Source organism: Thalassomonas actiniarum, assembly GCF_000948975.2.
Classification (GTDB): domain Bacteria; phylum Pseudomonadota; class Gammaproteobacteria; order Enterobacterales; family Alteromonadaceae; genus Thalassomonas; species Thalassomonas actiniarum.
Genome location: NZ_CP059735.1, coordinates 3,648,996 through 3,665,263, shown reverse-complemented (window position 1 = coordinate 3,665,263; position 16,268 = coordinate 3,648,996). Strand labels below are relative to the sequence as shown.

Here is a 16,268-nt window from a genome sequence, read left to right as displayed (position 1 = left end):
CCTGCGCCATAAGGGATGGAAATAAGACCATGTATAAGATATTAGCGGTAGATGACGCCAAGGATACCTTGTTACTGCTCGAATTTGATCTCAGCGCTGAAGGCTATCAGGTTATGACCACAGATGCGGCAGACAGCGCACTGAGGCTCCTGGAAAAGGAGCATTTCGATCTGATATTACTGGACATGTATATGCCCGGCATCACAGGGATGGCGGCGCTGGAAGTGATCAAAAGGAAGGAAGCACTGCAGCATATCCCGGTGATCATGTTATCGGCTGCCGACGGTGAAGATGAAATTGTTGCGGCGTTGGAGCTGGGAGCGGATGATTATGTCACTAAGCCTTATATTGCCAAAGTCTTGCTGGCCAGGATACGAACTTCCTTGCGCCTGATGGAAAAAAACCGTGAGCTGGAAATTCTGGCCACCACAGATTTCTTAACCGGCATTAATAACCGTGGCCGCTTTTATGAGCTGGCAAGTAAGGCTTTTATCGAGTCGGTGCGGCAAAAGTCCGGCCTGGTACTGGCGATGTTTGATATTGATTTATTTAAACAGGTCAATGATAACTACGGCCATGAAGCCGGTGATAAGGTGTTGGTAGAATATACCCAACTGATGGGCAAGGTTTTCAGAGAGTACGATATTCTTGGCCGCCTCGGGGGGGAAGAATTTGCCGTGTGCTTTCCCTATACGGTGATAGAGGAAGCCATCAATGCCTGCGAGCGGTTTCGCCTTTGCCTTGAGCAACACGCCATCTTACCCGGCAAACAGGCGCAAGAAACCTTGTTTGTTACCGTCAGTATCGGGGTAGCATCAACGACCATTGCTTCCCCCGGATTAGATGATCTGATCCGCCGGGCAGACTTGGGATTATATGAGGCGAAAAACACCGGGCGCAATAAAACCATCAATGCCGACAAGCTGCAACCAATTAATGAAACACAAGCGCCGTTGATCGATTATATTGATACTATGAATGACGAAGAACCTGCGCCGAAAGTACCCCAGCCACAGGAGTTCCCCGGCATAGATCAGAAAATCGGTCTGGGTAATGTGCTTGGCGATAAAAGCCTGTTTAAGGAGATACTGGTGATGTTTTACCAGGATCATCATGACGATAAGGAAAAGCTGCAATCGGCGCTGTCAGCTAAAGATCATGCGACGGCAAAACATCTGGCCCACACCTTGAAAGGGGTTGCAAGCTCGGTTGGCGCCATGGCGCTGTTTGAACGGGCCAAGGTCCTGGACAAGGCCCTCAGTGGGGGAGAAAAAGAGCAATACCAACTGTTGTTTGAAGGGGTGGCGGCAGAATTAATCAAGGTAATGGCAGGTATAGAGCAGGAGCTGGCGGAGCAGCTTCATAATGTCAGCAGTTAGTTGCCGCCGGGGGTTAGTCGAGCTCTATCTGGATATCGGTTACCGGCAAGGAGCAGCAGGTTAATATTTCTCCTTCGCCGACAAAAGCCAGCGGCTCCCCCTGAGGGTAAATAACCTGGCCCCGGTGCAGGATGACCCGGCAGGCGCCGCAAAATCCGTCGCGGCAATGATAATGTACTTCCACATCGGCACCCTCAAGGCATTCAAGGATGCTGGGATATTGCCCGGTGCAGGCGATGTTTTTTCCTTCAACGCTGATCACCGGCGCTTTTGGCTTTTCTGCTTGTGCCTGTACCTGGCGCTTTTCGCCATGCTGTTGCCCGCCGGCGCCAGGTGGCTTTACTTCCCTCTGGCAAGGTGTTTCCGGTTTACTCATGATGATCGTGACTGCCCCGGTGTTTGCCCGGGCGGGGCAGGCACTTAGAGATCAAAATCATCAAAATCATCGGAAGAAACCGCAGAGTCCACTTGTCCCACCAGGTAGCTGGAAATTTCTGTTTCCTGCGGCGCCACCTGGACATTATCGCTGACCAGATAAGCATTCATCCAGGGCAGGGGATTGCTCTTGATGGCAAAGGGGCTGGTCAGGCCGATAGCCGCCAGGCGCTGGCTGGAGATGTATTCGATATACTGGTTTAAGATTTCGGCGTTGAGGCCGATCATCGAGCCGTCTTTAAACAGGTACTGGGCCCATTCCTTTTCCTGGTCGACCACATCAAGGAATATCTGCAGCGCCTGATCTTTCATCTGCTCCGAAATTTCCTGCATTTCCGGATCGTCTTTGCCCGACATCCAGTTATTCAGGATATGTTGGGTGCCGGTCAGGTGCAGGGCTTCATCGCGGGCGATCAGTTTAATGATCTTGGCATTGCCTTCGAGTAATTCCCGCTCGGCAAACGCGAATGAACAGGCAAAACTGACATAAAAACGTATTGCTTCCAGGGCATTGACCGAACAAATGGCCAGGAATAACCGCTCTTTGAGTTTACGCTTTGAAACCTCAAGGGTTTTACCGTCAACTTCATAACGGCCTTCTCCTTGGGATTGCAGCAGCTGAGTGGTGAGGATGACGTCATCAAAATATTTGGCGATGCTGGTGGCACGCTTTAATATCGCCGGATTGACCACGATATCGTCAAACACTTCACTGGGATCGGTAAACAGGTTACGTAAAATATGGGTGTAGGAGCGCGAGTGAATGGTTTCACTAAAGGCCCAGGTTTCTACCCAGGTTTCTACTTCCGGCAGGGAAACCAGCGGCAGCAGCACGGCATTGACGGATCGGGCCGCCATAGAATCGAGCAGGGTCTGGTATTTCAGGTTAGAAATAAAAATATGTTTTTCCGAAGCGGTCAGGCTCTGCCAGTCGGCCCTGTCTTTGGAAACATCGATTTCTTCCGGGCGCCAGAAAAAGGAAAGTTGTTTTTCAATCAACTTTTCAAATGCCTGATACCTTTGTTGGTCATAACGGGAAACATTCACGCTGTTCCCCATAAACATAGGCTCTAACAAGGCATTGTTGGGCGTTTGATTGAATGTGGTGTACGACATTAAATACTCCTGGAAATCTCCCCCGGGGGAGGTGACAAAATCAAAAAAATTGCGTAACGTTTGTGACTTATTGTCTCTTTAGCGTGTAAAACCCGCAACCTGAGTTGCGGGTTTTCGTTGGCTTAGATCTTACACGCGCCGCCTTCACAGCCGTCGTCTTGTCCCTGATCGCTGGCGCCGTCCCGGGTATTGTGATAATACATGGTTTTCACCCCAAGCTTGTAGGCGGTTAAAATATCTTTGAGGATCTGCTTAACCGGTACCTTACCCCCTTCAAAACGGCCGGGATCATAGTTAGTGTTGGCGGAAATGGTCTGGTCAATAAATTTTTGCATGATGCCGACCAGTTCAAGGTAACCTTCATTGCTGGGGATATTCCATAACAATTCATAGTTATCTTTAAGGCGCTGATACTCAGGTACAACCTGCTTTAAGATCCCGTCTTTACTGGCCTTGATGCTGATCAAGCCCCGCGGCGGCTCGATACCGTTAGTGGCATTGGAAATCTGCGACGAGGTTTCCGACGGCATCAGTGCCGATACGGTAGAGTTTCTTACCCCGTGCGCTTTAATGCTCTCACGCAGGCCTTCCCAGTCAAGGTGTAGCGGCTCATTGGTGATGTTATCGATGTCTTTCTTATAGGTATCAACCGGTAAGATGCCCTGGGACAATCGGGTTTCGTTAAACTTAGGACAGGCACCTTGCTCTTTTGCCAGTTCATTTGACGCTTTCAGCAGGTAATACTGAATTGCTTCAAAGGTACGGTGAGTGAGGTTGTTGGCACTGCCGTTGGAGTAAAACACCCCGTTTTTCGCCAGGTAATAGGCAAAGTTAATCACGCCTATGCCTAAGGTACGGCGTCCCATGGTGGCATTTAAGGCCGCCGGTACCGGGTAATCCTGGTAATCGAGCAGGCTGTCCAGGGCGCGTACCGCAAGATCTGCCAAACCTTCTAATTCATCCAGGGAGTCGATGGCGCCTAGGTTAAAGGCGGACAGGGTACATAAGGCAATTTCACCGTCGGGATCGTTAACATCTTCCATCGGCTTGGTCGGCAGGGCGATTTCCAGGCATAAATTACTCTGGCGAATGGGGGCTACTTTTGGCTCAAACGGCGTGTGGGTGTTACAGTGGTCGACGTTTTGCAGGTAGATACGGCCGGTGCTGGCACGTTCCTGGGCAAACAGGGTAAATAATTCAATCGCCTTGATACGCTTTTTACGGATGGAATCATCCTGCTCGTACTGGCAGTAAAGCTCTTCGAATTTATCCTGATCGGCAAAGAAAGCTTCGTAAAGGCCGGGCACATCGCTTGGGCTGAACAGGGTGATAGATTCCCCTTTGATCAGACGCTGGTACATCAGCTTGTTAAATTGCACGCCGTAATCCAAGTGGCGGACACGGTTCTCTTCAACACCGCGGTTGTTTTTCAACACCAGCAGGCTTTCTACTTCCAGATGCCATAACGGGTAGAACAAGGTGGCTGCGCCGCCGCGAACACCGCCTTGTGAGCAGCTTTTTACTGCGGTCTGGAAATGCTTATAAAACGGGATACAGCCGGTGTGGAAGGCTTCACCGTTGCGGATATTGCTGCCCAGGGCGCGGATACGGCCGGCGTTGATACCGATACCGGCACGCTGCGAGACATATTTTACGATGGCGCTTGAAGTAGCGTTAATCGAGTCCAGGCTGTCGGCACATTCGATCAGCACACAAGAAGAGAACTGACGGGTCGGGGTGCGCACACCGGACATAATCGGGGTCGGTAAAGACAGTTTAAAGGTGGAAATGGCGTGATAGAAATTTTCCACATAAGTTAACCGGCTGTCTTTAGGGTATTTGGCAAATAAACAGGCGGCAACCAGGATATAGAGGAATTGCGCGCTCTCATAAATTTCCCCGCTGACCCGGTTTTGCACCAGGTATTTGCCTTCGAGCTGCTTAACGGCGGCATAGCTGAAATCAAGATCCCGGCTATGGTCGATAAAGCTTTCCATTTCGGCAAATTCTGCTTCGGTATAATCGCTGAGCAAGTGCTGATCGTATTTGCCGGCTTCCACCATTTTTACTACCTGCTCGTAGAGTTTAGGCGGCTCAAACTGGCCGTAGGCTTTTTTACGCAGGTGGAAAACGGCAAGACGTGCTGCCAGGTATTGATAATCCGGGGCTTCTTCGGAGATCAGATCGGCAGCGGCCTTGATAATGGTTTCATGAATATCTTCGGTCTTGATACCGTCATAAAACTGAATATGTGATTTTAATTCAACTTGCGAGACTGATACCTGATCCAGGCCTTCTGCCGCCCAGGTGATCACCCGATGGATTTTTTCTAAATCAATGAGTTCTTTTTCACCATTTCGTTTCGTTACAAAAAGATTACTGTTCATGAAATACCCGTAAAGCCAATTATTGTTTTAATTACCCGTTTATAGCGGCGAAAAAAAGTCTTCTGCGAATTTTGGAATAAATTTGCTGAATAACTAATGCACAATATATAGGGGTGTTTGAAAAATTCATCACAAGATAATGAGGTTTTAAGGCTATTGCAAGCCTAAAAATTCCTTGCATTTTTCTAAAAAGTCGCTCTCTAAAAACATGTTAGTAGTAACTAACTTAGCACATCTGTTTTATTTTGATATTTAGTAAACGCAACGATTATTTTGTCTTAATTTCTTTTCTATAATTATTTTGAACTAAGTTCAGTTATTTTATATCACTTGTTGAAATAAAAATGTTAAAACACCTATTTTACAAAAGCTTATTCTCAATTGTTCTTTGTTTGACCAACCTGGTTATAAAATAAACGCCAGAATTTGTGCCGGATCTTCGGCAAGTAAATCCGCCTGCCATGAGCGGCATACGTCAGTGTCGGCAATATAACCCCACTGCGCCACTATGGTGGCCATTTTAGCGTCATTTCCGGCCTGGATATCCCGCAGGGCATCTCCGACATAGACGCATTGCTCAGGGGCTAGGGCAAGCTGCTCGCTGGCATATAATAACGGCGCCGGGTGCGGCTTACGCTGCGCTAAACTGTCGCCGCCGACCGTTACGGCGCAATGTTCGAACAGCGGATAATGAGGCAGTAACTTCTGTGTCAGGGCAATGGGCTTATTGGTGACTACGCCCCAGGGAATGTTACGCTCGTTTAAAGCCGTTAATAAAGGGACTATTCCCCGGTAAAAACAGGTATGCTTGGCGATGTTTTCACGATAATAACGTAAAAACTGTTGGCGTAGCTGCTCGTAATCCAGCTCGGTCAGGGTATCGCCAAAACCCAGCTCAAGCAAACCTTTGGCGCCGTCGGAGGCCACCGGGCGAAAGGCCTCTGGCGGGACCTGCGCCATGTCATGCTGCTCAAGCACATGGTTTAATGCTGCGCCCAGATCGTTGGCGGTATCGAGCAGGGTGCCGTCAAGATCAAACAATACTCCCTGGTAGCGGTTGTTTTCGGTCATGATCATAACTTCCTGCAGCACAGCAGGTAGTTAACGTCCAGTCCGGGGGCCAGTTTATGGTTTTCCGTCAGCGGATTGTAATGGATGCCGGTAGCATCGATACATTTTAGCGCGCTGGCCTCTGCCCAGGAGATCAAGGTGGAAGGGCGGATAAATTTATCGTGATCATGGGTACCGTCCGGCACTAGCTTGAATAACTTTTCAGCCGCGACAATTGCCAGCAGATAGGCTTTAACGGATTTATTTAAAGTGGAGAAAAATACCAGACCACCGGGTTTGACCATATCGCTACAGGCCCTGACAATGGAAGCGGGATCTGGGACATGCTCGAGCATTTCCATACAGGTGACCACATCATAGGCTTGCGGCTGGCTTTGCGCCTGGGCTTCGGCGGTAATTTTCTGGTAATTAACCGTGACGCCCCCTTCAAGGGCATGTAACTTGGCGACCTTAAGGGGCTCTTCCCCCATATCTATGCCGGTAACTTCGCCGCCTAATTTGGCCAGGCTTTCGGCGAGTATGCCGCCGCCACAACCGACATCAATGATCTTTTTGCCGAAGATATCACCCAGATGTTGCGTTATAAACTGCAGGCGCAGCGGATTAATTTGATGCAGGGGTTTAAAATCACCGCTCAAGTCCCACCACTGGCTGGCAACTTTTTCAAATTTCGCGATTTCATCCGGGTTTACATTGATTGATTCTGACATGTAGGGTTTAGCATTTATTGATAGATGAGAAGATTCTAAACGAAACTTGTCGGCAAACCTAGTGATTAACATCAACAAATTGTCATCTAATGGCGAAAGGGGGTTATCCGTTTGTTTTGCTCTATTGCCTTGGCAAAATCGATAGACTTGGGGCGAATTTACCATTGCTTTTATTATAGCGGACTCATAAATTAATATGCAGACTCACGAACATAAGTTGATACACGATGAAAACAATTACAGAGCAGCTGGCCAATTATAAAAGTGTCCATCTTAACCGCAACAATATCATTACCCATTTTATCGGTATTCCCCTGATCATCTTCTCAATTGCCCTGGTGCTGAGCACGGTCACCTTTGAAATGTCATTAGATGCGATGAGTTTGCCGGATTTTATCAACGGCAGTTATCGCTTTACCCTGGCATTGATAATTGCAGCAGTTGTTATGGTGTATTACTTTATTTTGCATATTCCCCTGGCGCTGATGATACTGGCTTGCTTTTTCCCGGTTTTTTATGGGGCGCACCAGGTTGCTCAAGGGGAGGGCAGCTACATGCTGGCGGGCATTATATTTTTTGTCGGTTGGGTTTTTCAATTTATCGGCCATGGTTTTGAAAAAGCCAAACCTGCTTTTATTGACGATTTAAATCAGTTGCTGATAGGGCCGCTTTTTTTAATTGCTGAAATTTATTTTACCCTGGGACTTAATAAGGCGATGGCGAAAGATATTCATGATCAGGCACTGGAAAAGCGCCATCTGCTGGAACAGGCAAAAGCATAAGTTCATAGTAGCTGTCCCCGGCCGGGCTGAGCTTTGGCCGGGTAAGCGCACGCTCCTTTCGTCCATTGCGGTTAAATTCTAACCTTTTACTGCTTTTTATCGCGGTATAGCCAGATAAACAGCAAAAAAGTGGTCCCCCCGTCCCTTAAGGTTTACTCTCTTTTTTATCAGTAGGTTACATTTGTACCGTGCCGATAAAACCAGCGATTTTTCCACCCGGAAACCAGAGTTAAAATTATCCCTCACAAAGCAGTATTGCCGGCCAATATTTTGTGCTAATATCCCCAGTCGATTAAGAATAATAAGTTCGAAAATTTTCTGATTTAAGGGATACCGTCGATTTATGACCGATCTGGCTAAAGAAATAGTTCCAGTTAATATTGAAGATGAGCTTAAAACCTCATACTTAGATTACGCCATGAGCGTAATCGTCGGGCGTGCACTTCCAGATGTACGCGATGGCCTCAAACCCGTTCACCGCCGTGTATTATACGCCATGAACGTTTTGGGCAATGACTGGAATAAAGCATATAAAAAGTCTGCCCGTGTAGTTGGTGACGTTATCGGTAAATATCACCCTCATGGGGATACCGCTGTTTATGACACAATTGTCAGGATGGCGCAGCCATTCTCTTTACGTTACATGTTGGTTGACGGACAAGGTAACTTCGGCTCGGTTGACGGTGATTCTGCCGCGGCGATGCGTTATACCGAAATCCGCATGGCAAAAATTGCCCATTCCATCCTGGCGGACTTAGATAAAGAAACCGTTGATTTTGTGCCTAACTACGACGGCACTGAGCATATACCGGCGGTAATGCCGACCCGCATTCCTAACTTGCTGGTAAACGGTACTTCTGGTATTGCCGTGGGCATGGCGACTAACATACCGCCCCATAACTTAACCGAAGTGATCAACGGTTGCCTGGCGCTGATTGATAACAGCGACATCACTATTGAAGAGATTATGGAGCATATCCCGGGACCGGATTTCCCGACCGCGGGTATCATCAGTGGCCGTGCCGGTATTCAGGAAGCCTACCGCACCGGCCGCGGTAAGATAAAAATTCGCGCCCGCGCTGAAATTGAAGTCAACGAAACTTCGGGCAAAGAAACCATTATCGTGCACGAATTACCTTATCAGGTGAACAAGGCTCGCTTGATTGAAAAAATGGCGGAGCTGGTTAAAGAGAAACGCATTGAAGGCATTTCCGCCTTACGTGATGAGTCGGATAAAGACGGCATGCGTATGGTTATCGAAGTTAAGCGCGGTGAAGTCGGCGAGGTGGTATTAAACAACCTTTACAAGCTGACGCAAATGCAGGTTTCTTTTGGTTTGAATATGGTAGCCCTGGCGAACGGCCAGCCGAAACTGTTCAATGTCAAAGAAATGCTCGAAGCCTTTGTCTTGCACCGCCGTGAAGTGGTGACCCGCCGGACCATCTTTGAATTGCGTAAAGCCCGTGAGCGTGCGCACATCTTAGAAGGCTTGTCGATTGCATTGGCAAATATCGACCCGATTATTGAGCTGATCAAGAATTCGCCGTCGCCAAGTGATGCCAAGGAAGCCCTGGTTTCCCGCGGCTGGGCCTTAGGTAATGTTGCCGATATGCTTAGCGCTGCCGGTAACGATGCCGCCCGCCCTGAGTGGCTGGAGCCGGAATTTGGCATCCGTGACGGTCAGTATTACTTAACCATTCAACAAGCCCAGGCGATCCTGGACTTAAGACTGCATAAGTTAACCGGCTTAGAACATGAAAAAATTCTAAGTGAGTACAAAGCGTTATTAGACCTTATTGCCGAATTGATGCATATTCTTGCATCTCCTGAGCGTTTGATGGAAGTTATTCGCGAAGAGCTGGAAGTGATTCGTGATGATTTTGGTGATGAGCGTCGTACCGAGATAAGCTCTGCTTCCCATGATCTTTCCATGGAAGATTTGATCAACGAAGAAGATGTTGTGGTGACCCTGTCCCATGAAGGTTATGTCAAATACCAGGCATTAACCGATTATGAAGCCCAGCGCCGTGGCGGTAAGGGTAAGGCAGCTACTAAGATGAAGGAAGAAGACTTCATCGAACGTCTGCTGGTGGCCAATACCCATGATACGATTTTGTGTTTCTCCAACCGGGGACGCATGTACTGGTTAAAAGTCTTCCAGTTGCCGCTGGCAAGCAGAACGGCCCGTGGCCGTCCGATTGTCAACATCTTGCCACTTGAAGATAACGAACGCATTACCGCCATCTTGCCGGTACGCGAATACGAAGAAGATAAGTATATCTTCATGGCAACGGCATCGGGGACGGTGAAGAAAACCCGCTTGACGGAATATTCCCGTCCGCGCGCCAACGGTATTATTGCCATTAACTTACGTGAAGACGATACCCTGATAGGGGTCGACATCACCAACGGCGACAACGATATCATGTTGTTCTCCGATGCCGGTAAGGTGGTACGTTTTACCGAAGGTAAGAAAAACCCGGATGATGAGAACTTCGTGGTTAAACCGGTTGGCCGTAATGCTACCGGGGTACGCGGCATGAAGCTTGAAGGTGACGAGAAGGTGGTCTCACTTATCGTGCCTCATAACGAGGGGCCGGTACTGACGGTAACCCAGAACGGTTTTGGTAAACGTACCGAGCTGGAAGAATACCCGGCTAAGAGCCGCGCGACTAAAGGTGTGGTTTCCATTAAGGTCAGTGAACGTAACGGACCTGTTGTCGGCGCGGTGCAGGTGGAAGAGCAGGATGAAATCATGCTGATCACCGATAACGGCACTCTGGTCCGCACCCGGGTGAATGAGGTCAGCGTTATCGGCCGTAATACCCAGGGGGTACGTTTGATCCGTACCGCGGACGACGAGCATGTGGTGGCCTTGCAGCGCATCGATGAAATCGAAGAAAGCGAGCAGGCGGGTGAAGACGCTGGTGAGCCTTCAGCCGAAAGCAAAGAGTCTTCAGCCGAAGCCACTGATGCTTCAGCCGAGCAGGGGGCTGTTGAAAATGACGGCGAAACGCTCAGCGGCGGTGAAGAGGAATAATCACCGCAACGGATAAGCATTAAGGGCGGATTTACCGCCCTTTTTTTATTTACAGGAGCTAATGTATGTCATGGCTTTATGGATGAACAGTAATGGCATTTTCACCCTTGCCGTTTTTGCTGATTTGCCGTGTACTTGCCGAATAATAGCAGTGAAATGAGGGATACTCAGCTTTGGCGAATTTTTGACAACTCTTTTGAAGTTTTTTTGAAGATAACGAAGAAAAAGCAAAACACTATTAACAGAGGATAATTGCGTTATATGTCTGGTATTTTTAATTTTTGTGCGGGGCCGGCCATGTTACCCCATGAGGTGATGGCTAAGGCTCAGCAAGAGTTTATTAACTGGCAGGACACAGGCTGCTCGGTGATGGAATTAAGCCACCGCAGCAAAGAATTTGTTGCCCTGGCGAGCAAGGCTGAGGCCGATCTGCGTCAGTTACTCAATATCCCTGAAAATTATAAGGTACTTTTTTGCCATGGCGGCGGCCGCGGACAGTTCTCTGCCGTACCTTTAAACCTGCTTAAGCCCGGAAAGTCGGCGGATTATATTGTTTCCGGCTCCTGGTCGAAAGCGGCGGCGAAAGAAGCAGCCCAGTATGGTGAGATCAATATTCTCGATATCACGCAAGCGCACACCGACAGCAAAAGCGTGCTGGCGCCACAAGACTGGCAATTAAATCAGGATGCTGCTTATGTGCATTTTTGTCCCAATGAAACCGTAGACGGCATTGAAATTTTCGATTTACCCGAAACCTTTGGTGTGCCGATTGTCGCCGATATGTCATCGACCATTTTGTCTCATGAAATTGATGTAACAAAATTTGGCGTCATTTATGCCGGAGCACAGAAAAATATCGGTCCGTCGGGGTTAACTTTAGTCATCGTACGTGAAGATTTACTCGGCAATGCCGCTAAAGGCACACCGGCAATCATGAATTACCAGCTGCTGGCAGAAAATGATTCCATGTATAATACCCCGCCGACCTATGCCTGGTATTTAGCCGGCCTGGTATTTCAGTGGCTTAAAGACTTAGGCGGTGTGGCGGAAATTGCCAAACGCAATCAGGCCAAAGCAAAATTATTGTATCAATATATAGATAACAGCGGCTTTTATTATAATAACGTTATCCCTGAGCAGCGCAGTTTAATGAATGTGCCGTTCTGGCTTAAAGATGAAAGCCTCAATGCCCGGTTTTTAGCGCAGGCCGAAAAACACGGTTTGCTGGCCCTTAAGGGCCACCGTATGGTGGGGGGAATGCGTGCCAGCATTTACAACGCCATGCCGATTGAAGGGGTTAAAGCCCTGGTCGCCTTTATGGATAAATTTGCCGCAGAGCAAAGTTAAAGACAGTAAACGACAAAAAATAACAAACAAGCAGCAACAAACAAGAGTAAACAGTACTTATAAACAATAATTTGGAAAAAACATGTCACAAGAATCAACATCGCTTAGTTTTATCGCAACCCCCGCTAATGCCGTCAACGGAGAGATCACTGTTCCCGGTGATAAATCGGTTTCTCATCGCTCCATCATGTTCGGCGCACTGGCCGAAGGCACAACCCATATTTCCGGTTTTTTACCGGGACAGGATTGTCTTGCTACCATGAACAGCTTTAAAGCCATGGGTATCGAGATTGAAGGGCCGGATGCTGAGCAAAATGTGACGGTTTATGGTAAAGGATTACATGGTTTGACGGCACCTGAAAAGCCGCTGGATATTGGAAACTCAGGCACTTCCATTCGTCTGTTATCCGGTATTTTGGCGGGACAGCGTTTTAACGCCAGCATGGCCGGTGACAGCTCACTGAACAAACGCCCTATGGGCCGGGTGATCACGCCGTTAAAGCAGATGGGCGCCAATATTGATGCCGCCGTTGACGGTACCCCGCCTGTGGTTACCCAGGCATTGGGGCAAGATCAGCAGTTAAATGCGATTCACTATGATCTGCCCATGGCCAGTGCCCAGGTGAAATCCTGTGTCTTACTTGCCGGTATGTATGCGAGCGGCACTACCAGTGTCACCGAGCCGGGCATTACCCGGGATCATACCGAGCGTATGCTGACCGCTTTTGGTTACCCGGTAACTGTTGAAGGCAATAAGATTTCTATCGAAGGTGGTCATAAGCTTAAAGCCTGTGATATCCAGGTGCCGGGTGATATTTCATCGGCTACTTTCTTCATGGTGGCGGGCCTTATCGCCAAAGAAGGTCAAATAACCATCAAAAATGTCGGTATGAACCCGACCCGCATCGGCGCGATTAATATTTTGAAACAAATGAACGGCGATCTCACCGTGATGAACGAACGCATGGCGGGAGGGGAGCCGGTTGCCGATATCCTGGTAAAATCGTCGAATTTACAAGGTATTGATATCGATGAAAGGGATGTTCCCCTTGCCATTGATGAATTCCCCGCTATATTTATTGCCGCGGCTTGCGCAACGGGCACCACACGCTTGCGCGGGGCAGAAGAATTAAGAGTGAAAGAAAGTGATCGCATTCAGGCGATGGCTGATGGTTTAACCATTTTAGATATAAACTGTACGGTATACGATGATGGTATTGATATTATCGGTGGACAAATCACGTCTGGCACAGTGGACAGCCAGGATGATCACCGTATCGCCATGTCGTTTGCTATCAGCTCATTAAGAGCGACCGGCGCGGTCACGATATTGGATTGTGATAACGTCGCCACTTCATTTCCAAACTTTGTAGCTTTGGCAAATCAAGTTGGCCTGTCGCTAAATCAGGAATAATCAAATGAACGAACAAGTCCCCGTAATTACAGTAGATGGCCCGAGCGGCGCCGGTAAGGGCACGGTTGCGAAAATTATCGCCGACCAGCTCGGCTGGCATCTGCTTGACAGCGGCGCCATCTACCGGGTGCTGGCGGTTGCAATCCAGCACCATAATGTCAGTGTCGAAGAGGAAGAGCCCCTGATCCCGATGGCGGCGCATTTAGATGTGCAGTTTGAAGTTACCGGAGAAGAGGTCAAAATCATCCTTGAAGGGGAGAATGTTACCCAGTCCATCCGCATGGAAGAAATTGGCGAACTAGCCTCTAAGGTGGCGGCCTTTCCACGGGTGAGGGAAGCACTGCTGCGGCGCCAGCGTGCCTTTAAGATGTCTCCCGGCCTGGTGGCCGACGGCCGGGACATGGGCACTGTGGTTTTCCCCGACGCCCCGGTGAAGGTTTTTCTCACCGCCAGTGCGGAAGAAAGAGCACAGCGGCGATTTAAACAGTTGAAAGAAAAAGGCTTTGATGTTAAAATCGGGCGCCTTTTGGATGACATACGTCAGCGAGACGAACGGGATCGTACCCGTCCGGTTGCGCCGTTAGTGCCGGCAGAAGGCGCGTTAATTGTTGATTCTACTAGCCTTTCGATACAAGAGGTGGTGAATAAAATCCTCTCATTTACCAATGAGAAATTAACGCAGGACAAAGCCTCTTAATTTTAATTGTATTATTAAGAGTACAAACATATGCCTATTGTAAGGATGCATAAGGCTTTATCAATAACCCCATGACACAGGCAAGTTGATTGGATTAATAACTGAGTATATACACAGGTTATGACTGAAAATTTTGCACAACTTTTTGAAGAAAGTTTAAAAGAGATCGAAACACGTCCAGGTTCTATTATCAAAGGAACCGTGGTAGCCATCAACAAAGACAATGTTATTGTTGACGCCGGCTTAAAATCTGAAAGTGTTATTTCTATCGACCAGTTCAAGAACACGGCTGGCGAAGTAGAAATTAACATCGGTGATGAAATCGATGTTGCATTAGATGCAACGGATGACGGTTTCGGTGAAACTATCCTTTCTCGTGAAAAAGCAAAACGCCACGAAGCTTGGCAAGTGCTTGAAAAAGCTTACGAAGAAAAAGAGACTGTTATCGGTGTTATCAATGGTAAAGTTAAAGGCGGTTTCACTGTTGAAGTGAGCAACATCCGTGCTTTCTTACCTGGTTCACTGGTTGATGTACGTCCTGTACGTGACACAGCTCACCTTGAAGGTAAAGATTTAGAATTCAAAGTTATTAAGCTTGATCAAAAGCGTAATAACGTTGTTGTTTCTCGTCGCGCTGTTATCGAAAACGAAAGCAGTGAAGAACGTGATCAATTATTAGAGTCTCTGCAAGAAGGTCAAGAAGTTAAAGGTATCGTTAAGAACCTGACTGACTACGGTGCGTTCGTAGATCTTGGCGGCATTGACGGCTTATTGCACATCACCGACATGGCTTGGAAGCGCGTTAAGCACCCAAGTGAAATCGTTAACGTTGGCGATGAAATCCAGGTTAAAGTACTTAAATTCGACCGTGAACGTACCCGTGTATCTCTGGGGATGAAGCAGTTAGGCGAAGATCCATGGGTAGCTATTGCTAACCGTTACCCGGAAGGTTCTAAACTTTCTGGTCGTATCACTAACCTGACCGACTACGGTTGTTTCGTTGAAATCCAGGAAGGCGTTGAAGGTCTTGTTCACGTTTCTGAAATGGATTGGACCAACAAAAACATCCACCCGTCTAAGGTTGTTAACCTGGGTGATACTGTTGAAGTTATGGTGCTTGAAATTGACGAAGAGCGTCGTCGTATTTCTCTTGGCCTTAAGCAATGCATCCCGAACCCTTGGGAAGAGTTCGCTAAGAACTTCAACAAAGGCGATAAGGTTAGCGGTAAGATCAAGTCAATCACTGACTTTGGTATCTTCATCGGCCTTGACGGCGGCATTGACGGTCTGGTTCACTTATCTGATATTTCTTGGAACGGCGGTGAAGAAGTTGTTCGTGAATACAAGAAAGGTGACGAGATCACAGCGGTTGTTCTTCAGGTTGACCCAGAGCGCGAGCGTATCTCTTTAGGCGTTAAACAAGCCGAAGACGATCCGTTCAATATGTATCTGACAGATAACAAAAAAGGTGCTATTGTTACTGGTAAGGTCATCGAAGTAGATGCCAAAGGTGCTAAAGTAGAATTAGCCGAAGGCGTTGAAGGTTACTTACGTGCTGCTGATATTTCAGTTGATCGTGTTGAAGATGCCACGACAGAATTATCTGTTGGTGACTCTGTAGAAACTAAGTTTGTTGGTGTAGATCGTAAGAACCGCACTATCAGCTTATCTGTTAAAGCGAAAGACCAGGCTGACGAACGTCAAGCCATGGAAAGCCTTAACAAGAGCGAAGACGCTGGTTTCTCAAATGCTATGGCCGAAGCATTCAAAAACGCTAAAAACTAATTTTTAGCGGGCAGGTGAGGGGAAGGTTTCATTAACCTTTGAGAAATGCTTCCCCTCAAGTTTTAACTCCATTGGCGCGAAGCTAAATGAATCACTGGGAGGTCG

Annotated in this window: 12 protein-coding genes; 7 read left to right on the top strand and 5 right to left on the bottom strand. The window is 48.0% G+C overall.

The window, feature by feature from the left end; genetic code table 11:
• The first annotated feature begins 29 nt into the window (after positions 1 to 29).
• Positions 30 to 1,379, top strand: a complete 1,350-nt coding sequence (locus SG35_RS15935; RefSeq protein ID WP_053043293.1) for a diguanylate cyclase — start codon at positions 30 to 32, stop codon at positions 1,377 to 1,379.
• A gap of 13 nt (positions 1,380 to 1,392) precedes the next feature.
• Here SG35_RS15935 and yfaE read toward each other — a convergent pair whose 3' ends face one another.
• The 5 genes from yfaE to ubiG all read right to left on the bottom strand — a co-directional run bounded on the left by yfaE (position 1,393) and on the right by ubiG (position 7,098).
• Positions 1,393 to 1,755 carry a class I ribonucleotide reductase maintenance protein YfaE gene (gene yfaE / locus SG35_RS15930; RefSeq protein WP_084692905.1) on the bottom strand — a complete coding sequence of 121 codons (363 nt, stop codon included), beginning with the start codon at positions 1,753 to 1,755 and terminating at the stop codon, positions 1,393 to 1,395.
• Positions 1,756 to 1,799: 44 nt separating this feature from the next.
• On the bottom strand, positions 1,800 to 2,930 hold the full coding sequence (nrdB, locus tag SG35_RS15925; protein WP_044834806.1) for a class Ia ribonucleoside-diphosphate reductase subunit beta: 1,131 nt from the start codon (positions 2,928 to 2,930) through the stop codon (positions 1,800 to 1,802).
• 122 nt (positions 2,931 to 3,052) lie between these two features.
• Positions 3,053 to 5,317 carry a class 1a ribonucleoside-diphosphate reductase subunit alpha gene (nrdA, locus tag SG35_RS15920; protein ID WP_044834807.1) on the bottom strand — a complete coding sequence of 755 codons (2,265 nt, stop codon included), beginning with the start codon at positions 5,315 to 5,317 and terminating at the stop codon, positions 3,053 to 3,055.
• A gap of 405 nt (positions 5,318 to 5,722) precedes the next feature.
• The gene (locus SG35_RS15915; RefSeq protein ID WP_044834808.1) at positions 5,723 to 6,388 is read right to left on the bottom strand and encodes an HAD family hydrolase; all 666 of its coding nucleotides are present in this window, start codon (positions 6,386 to 6,388) and stop codon (positions 5,723 to 5,725) included.
• Positions 6,389 to 6,390: 2 nt separating this feature from the next.
• Positions 6,391 to 7,098, bottom strand: a complete 708-nt coding sequence (gene ubiG, locus SG35_RS15910; RefSeq protein WP_044834809.1) for a bifunctional 2-polyprenyl-6-hydroxyphenol methylase/3-demethylubiquinol 3-O-methyltransferase UbiG — start codon at positions 7,096 to 7,098, stop codon at positions 6,391 to 6,393.
• A gap of 227 nt (positions 7,099 to 7,325) precedes the next feature.
• Between ubiG and SG35_RS15905 the strand changes: the two genes are divergently transcribed.
• From SG35_RS15905 to rpsA, 6 genes are all read left to right on the top strand, one after another.
• Positions 7,326 to 7,880, top strand: a complete 555-nt coding sequence (locus SG35_RS15905; RefSeq protein ID WP_044834810.1) for an Mpo1 family 2-hydroxy fatty acid dioxygenase — start codon at positions 7,326 to 7,328, stop codon at positions 7,878 to 7,880.
• 343 nt (positions 7,881 to 8,223) lie between these two features.
• On the top strand, positions 8,224 to 10,920 hold the full coding sequence (gene gyrA, locus SG35_RS15900; RefSeq protein WP_044834811.1) for a DNA topoisomerase (ATP-hydrolyzing) subunit A: 2,697 nt from the start codon (positions 8,224 to 8,226) through the stop codon (positions 10,918 to 10,920).
• Positions 10,921 to 11,181: 261 nt separating this feature from the next.
• Positions 11,182 to 12,267 (top strand): 3-phosphoserine/phosphohydroxythreonine transaminase, encoded by a 1,086-nt coding sequence (gene serC / locus SG35_RS15895; protein ID WP_044834812.1) that lies wholly within the window; start codon positions 11,182 to 11,184, stop codon positions 12,265 to 12,267.
• An 82-nt stretch (positions 12,268 to 12,349) separates the two neighbouring features.
• The gene (gene aroA, locus SG35_RS15890; RefSeq protein ID WP_044834813.1) at positions 12,350 to 13,681 is read left to right on the top strand and encodes a 3-phosphoshikimate 1-carboxyvinyltransferase; all 1,332 of its coding nucleotides are present in this window, start codon (positions 12,350 to 12,352) and stop codon (positions 13,679 to 13,681) included.
• A gap of 4 nt (positions 13,682 to 13,685) precedes the next feature.
• Positions 13,686 to 14,378, top strand: a complete 693-nt coding sequence (gene cmk, locus SG35_RS15885) for a (d)CMP kinase (RefSeq protein ID WP_044834814.1) — start codon at positions 13,686 to 13,688, stop codon at positions 14,376 to 14,378.
• 120 nt (positions 14,379 to 14,498) lie between these two features.
• Positions 14,499 to 16,163 (top strand): 30S ribosomal protein S1, encoded by a 1,665-nt coding sequence (rpsA, locus tag SG35_RS15880; protein WP_044834815.1) that lies wholly within the window; start codon positions 14,499 to 14,501, stop codon positions 16,161 to 16,163.
• The last annotated feature ends 105 nt before the right edge of the window (positions 16,164 to 16,268 follow it).

Excerpts from the sequence above, each read along its gene's own strand:
- SG35_RS15915 (WP_044834808.1), bottom strand. The coding sequence starts at position 6,388 with ATGACCGAAAACAACCGCTACCAGGGAGTATTGTTTGATCTTGACGGC.
- serC (WP_044834812.1), top strand. The coding sequence starts at position 11,182 with ATGTCTGGTATTTTTAATTTTTGTGCGGGGCCGGCCATGTTACCCCAT.
- nrdB (WP_044834806.1), bottom strand. The coding sequence starts at position 2,930 with ATGTCGTACACCACATTCAATCAAACGCCCAACAATGCCTTGTTAGAG.
- aroA (WP_044834813.1), top strand. The coding sequence starts at position 12,350 with ATGTCACAAGAATCAACATCGCTTAGTTTTATCGCAACCCCCGCTAAT.
- gyrA (WP_044834811.1), top strand. The coding sequence starts at position 8,224 with ATGACCGATCTGGCTAAAGAAATAGTTCCAGTTAATATTGAAGATGAG.
- SG35_RS15935 (WP_053043293.1), top strand. The coding sequence starts at position 30 with ATGTATAAGATATTAGCGGTAGATGACGCCAAGGATACCTTGTTACTG.
- nrdA (WP_044834807.1), bottom strand. The coding sequence starts at position 5,317 with ATGAACAGTAATCTTTTTGTAACGAAACGAAATGGTGAAAAAGAACTC.
- ubiG (WP_044834809.1), bottom strand. The coding sequence starts at position 7,098 with ATGTCAGAATCAATCAATGTAAACCCGGATGAAATCGCGAAATTTGAA.
- yfaE (WP_084692905.1), bottom strand. The coding sequence starts at position 1,755 with ATGAGTAAACCGGAAACACCTTGCCAGAGGGAAGTAAAGCCACCTGGC.
- rpsA (WP_044834815.1), top strand. The coding sequence starts at position 14,499 with ATGACTGAAAATTTTGCACAACTTTTTGAAGAAAGTTTAAAAGAGATC.
- SG35_RS15905 (WP_044834810.1), top strand. The coding sequence starts at position 7,326 with ATGAAAACAATTACAGAGCAGCTGGCCAATTATAAAAGTGTCCATCTT.
- cmk (WP_044834814.1), top strand. The coding sequence starts at position 13,686 with ATGAACGAACAAGTCCCCGTAATTACAGTAGATGGCCCGAGCGGCGCC.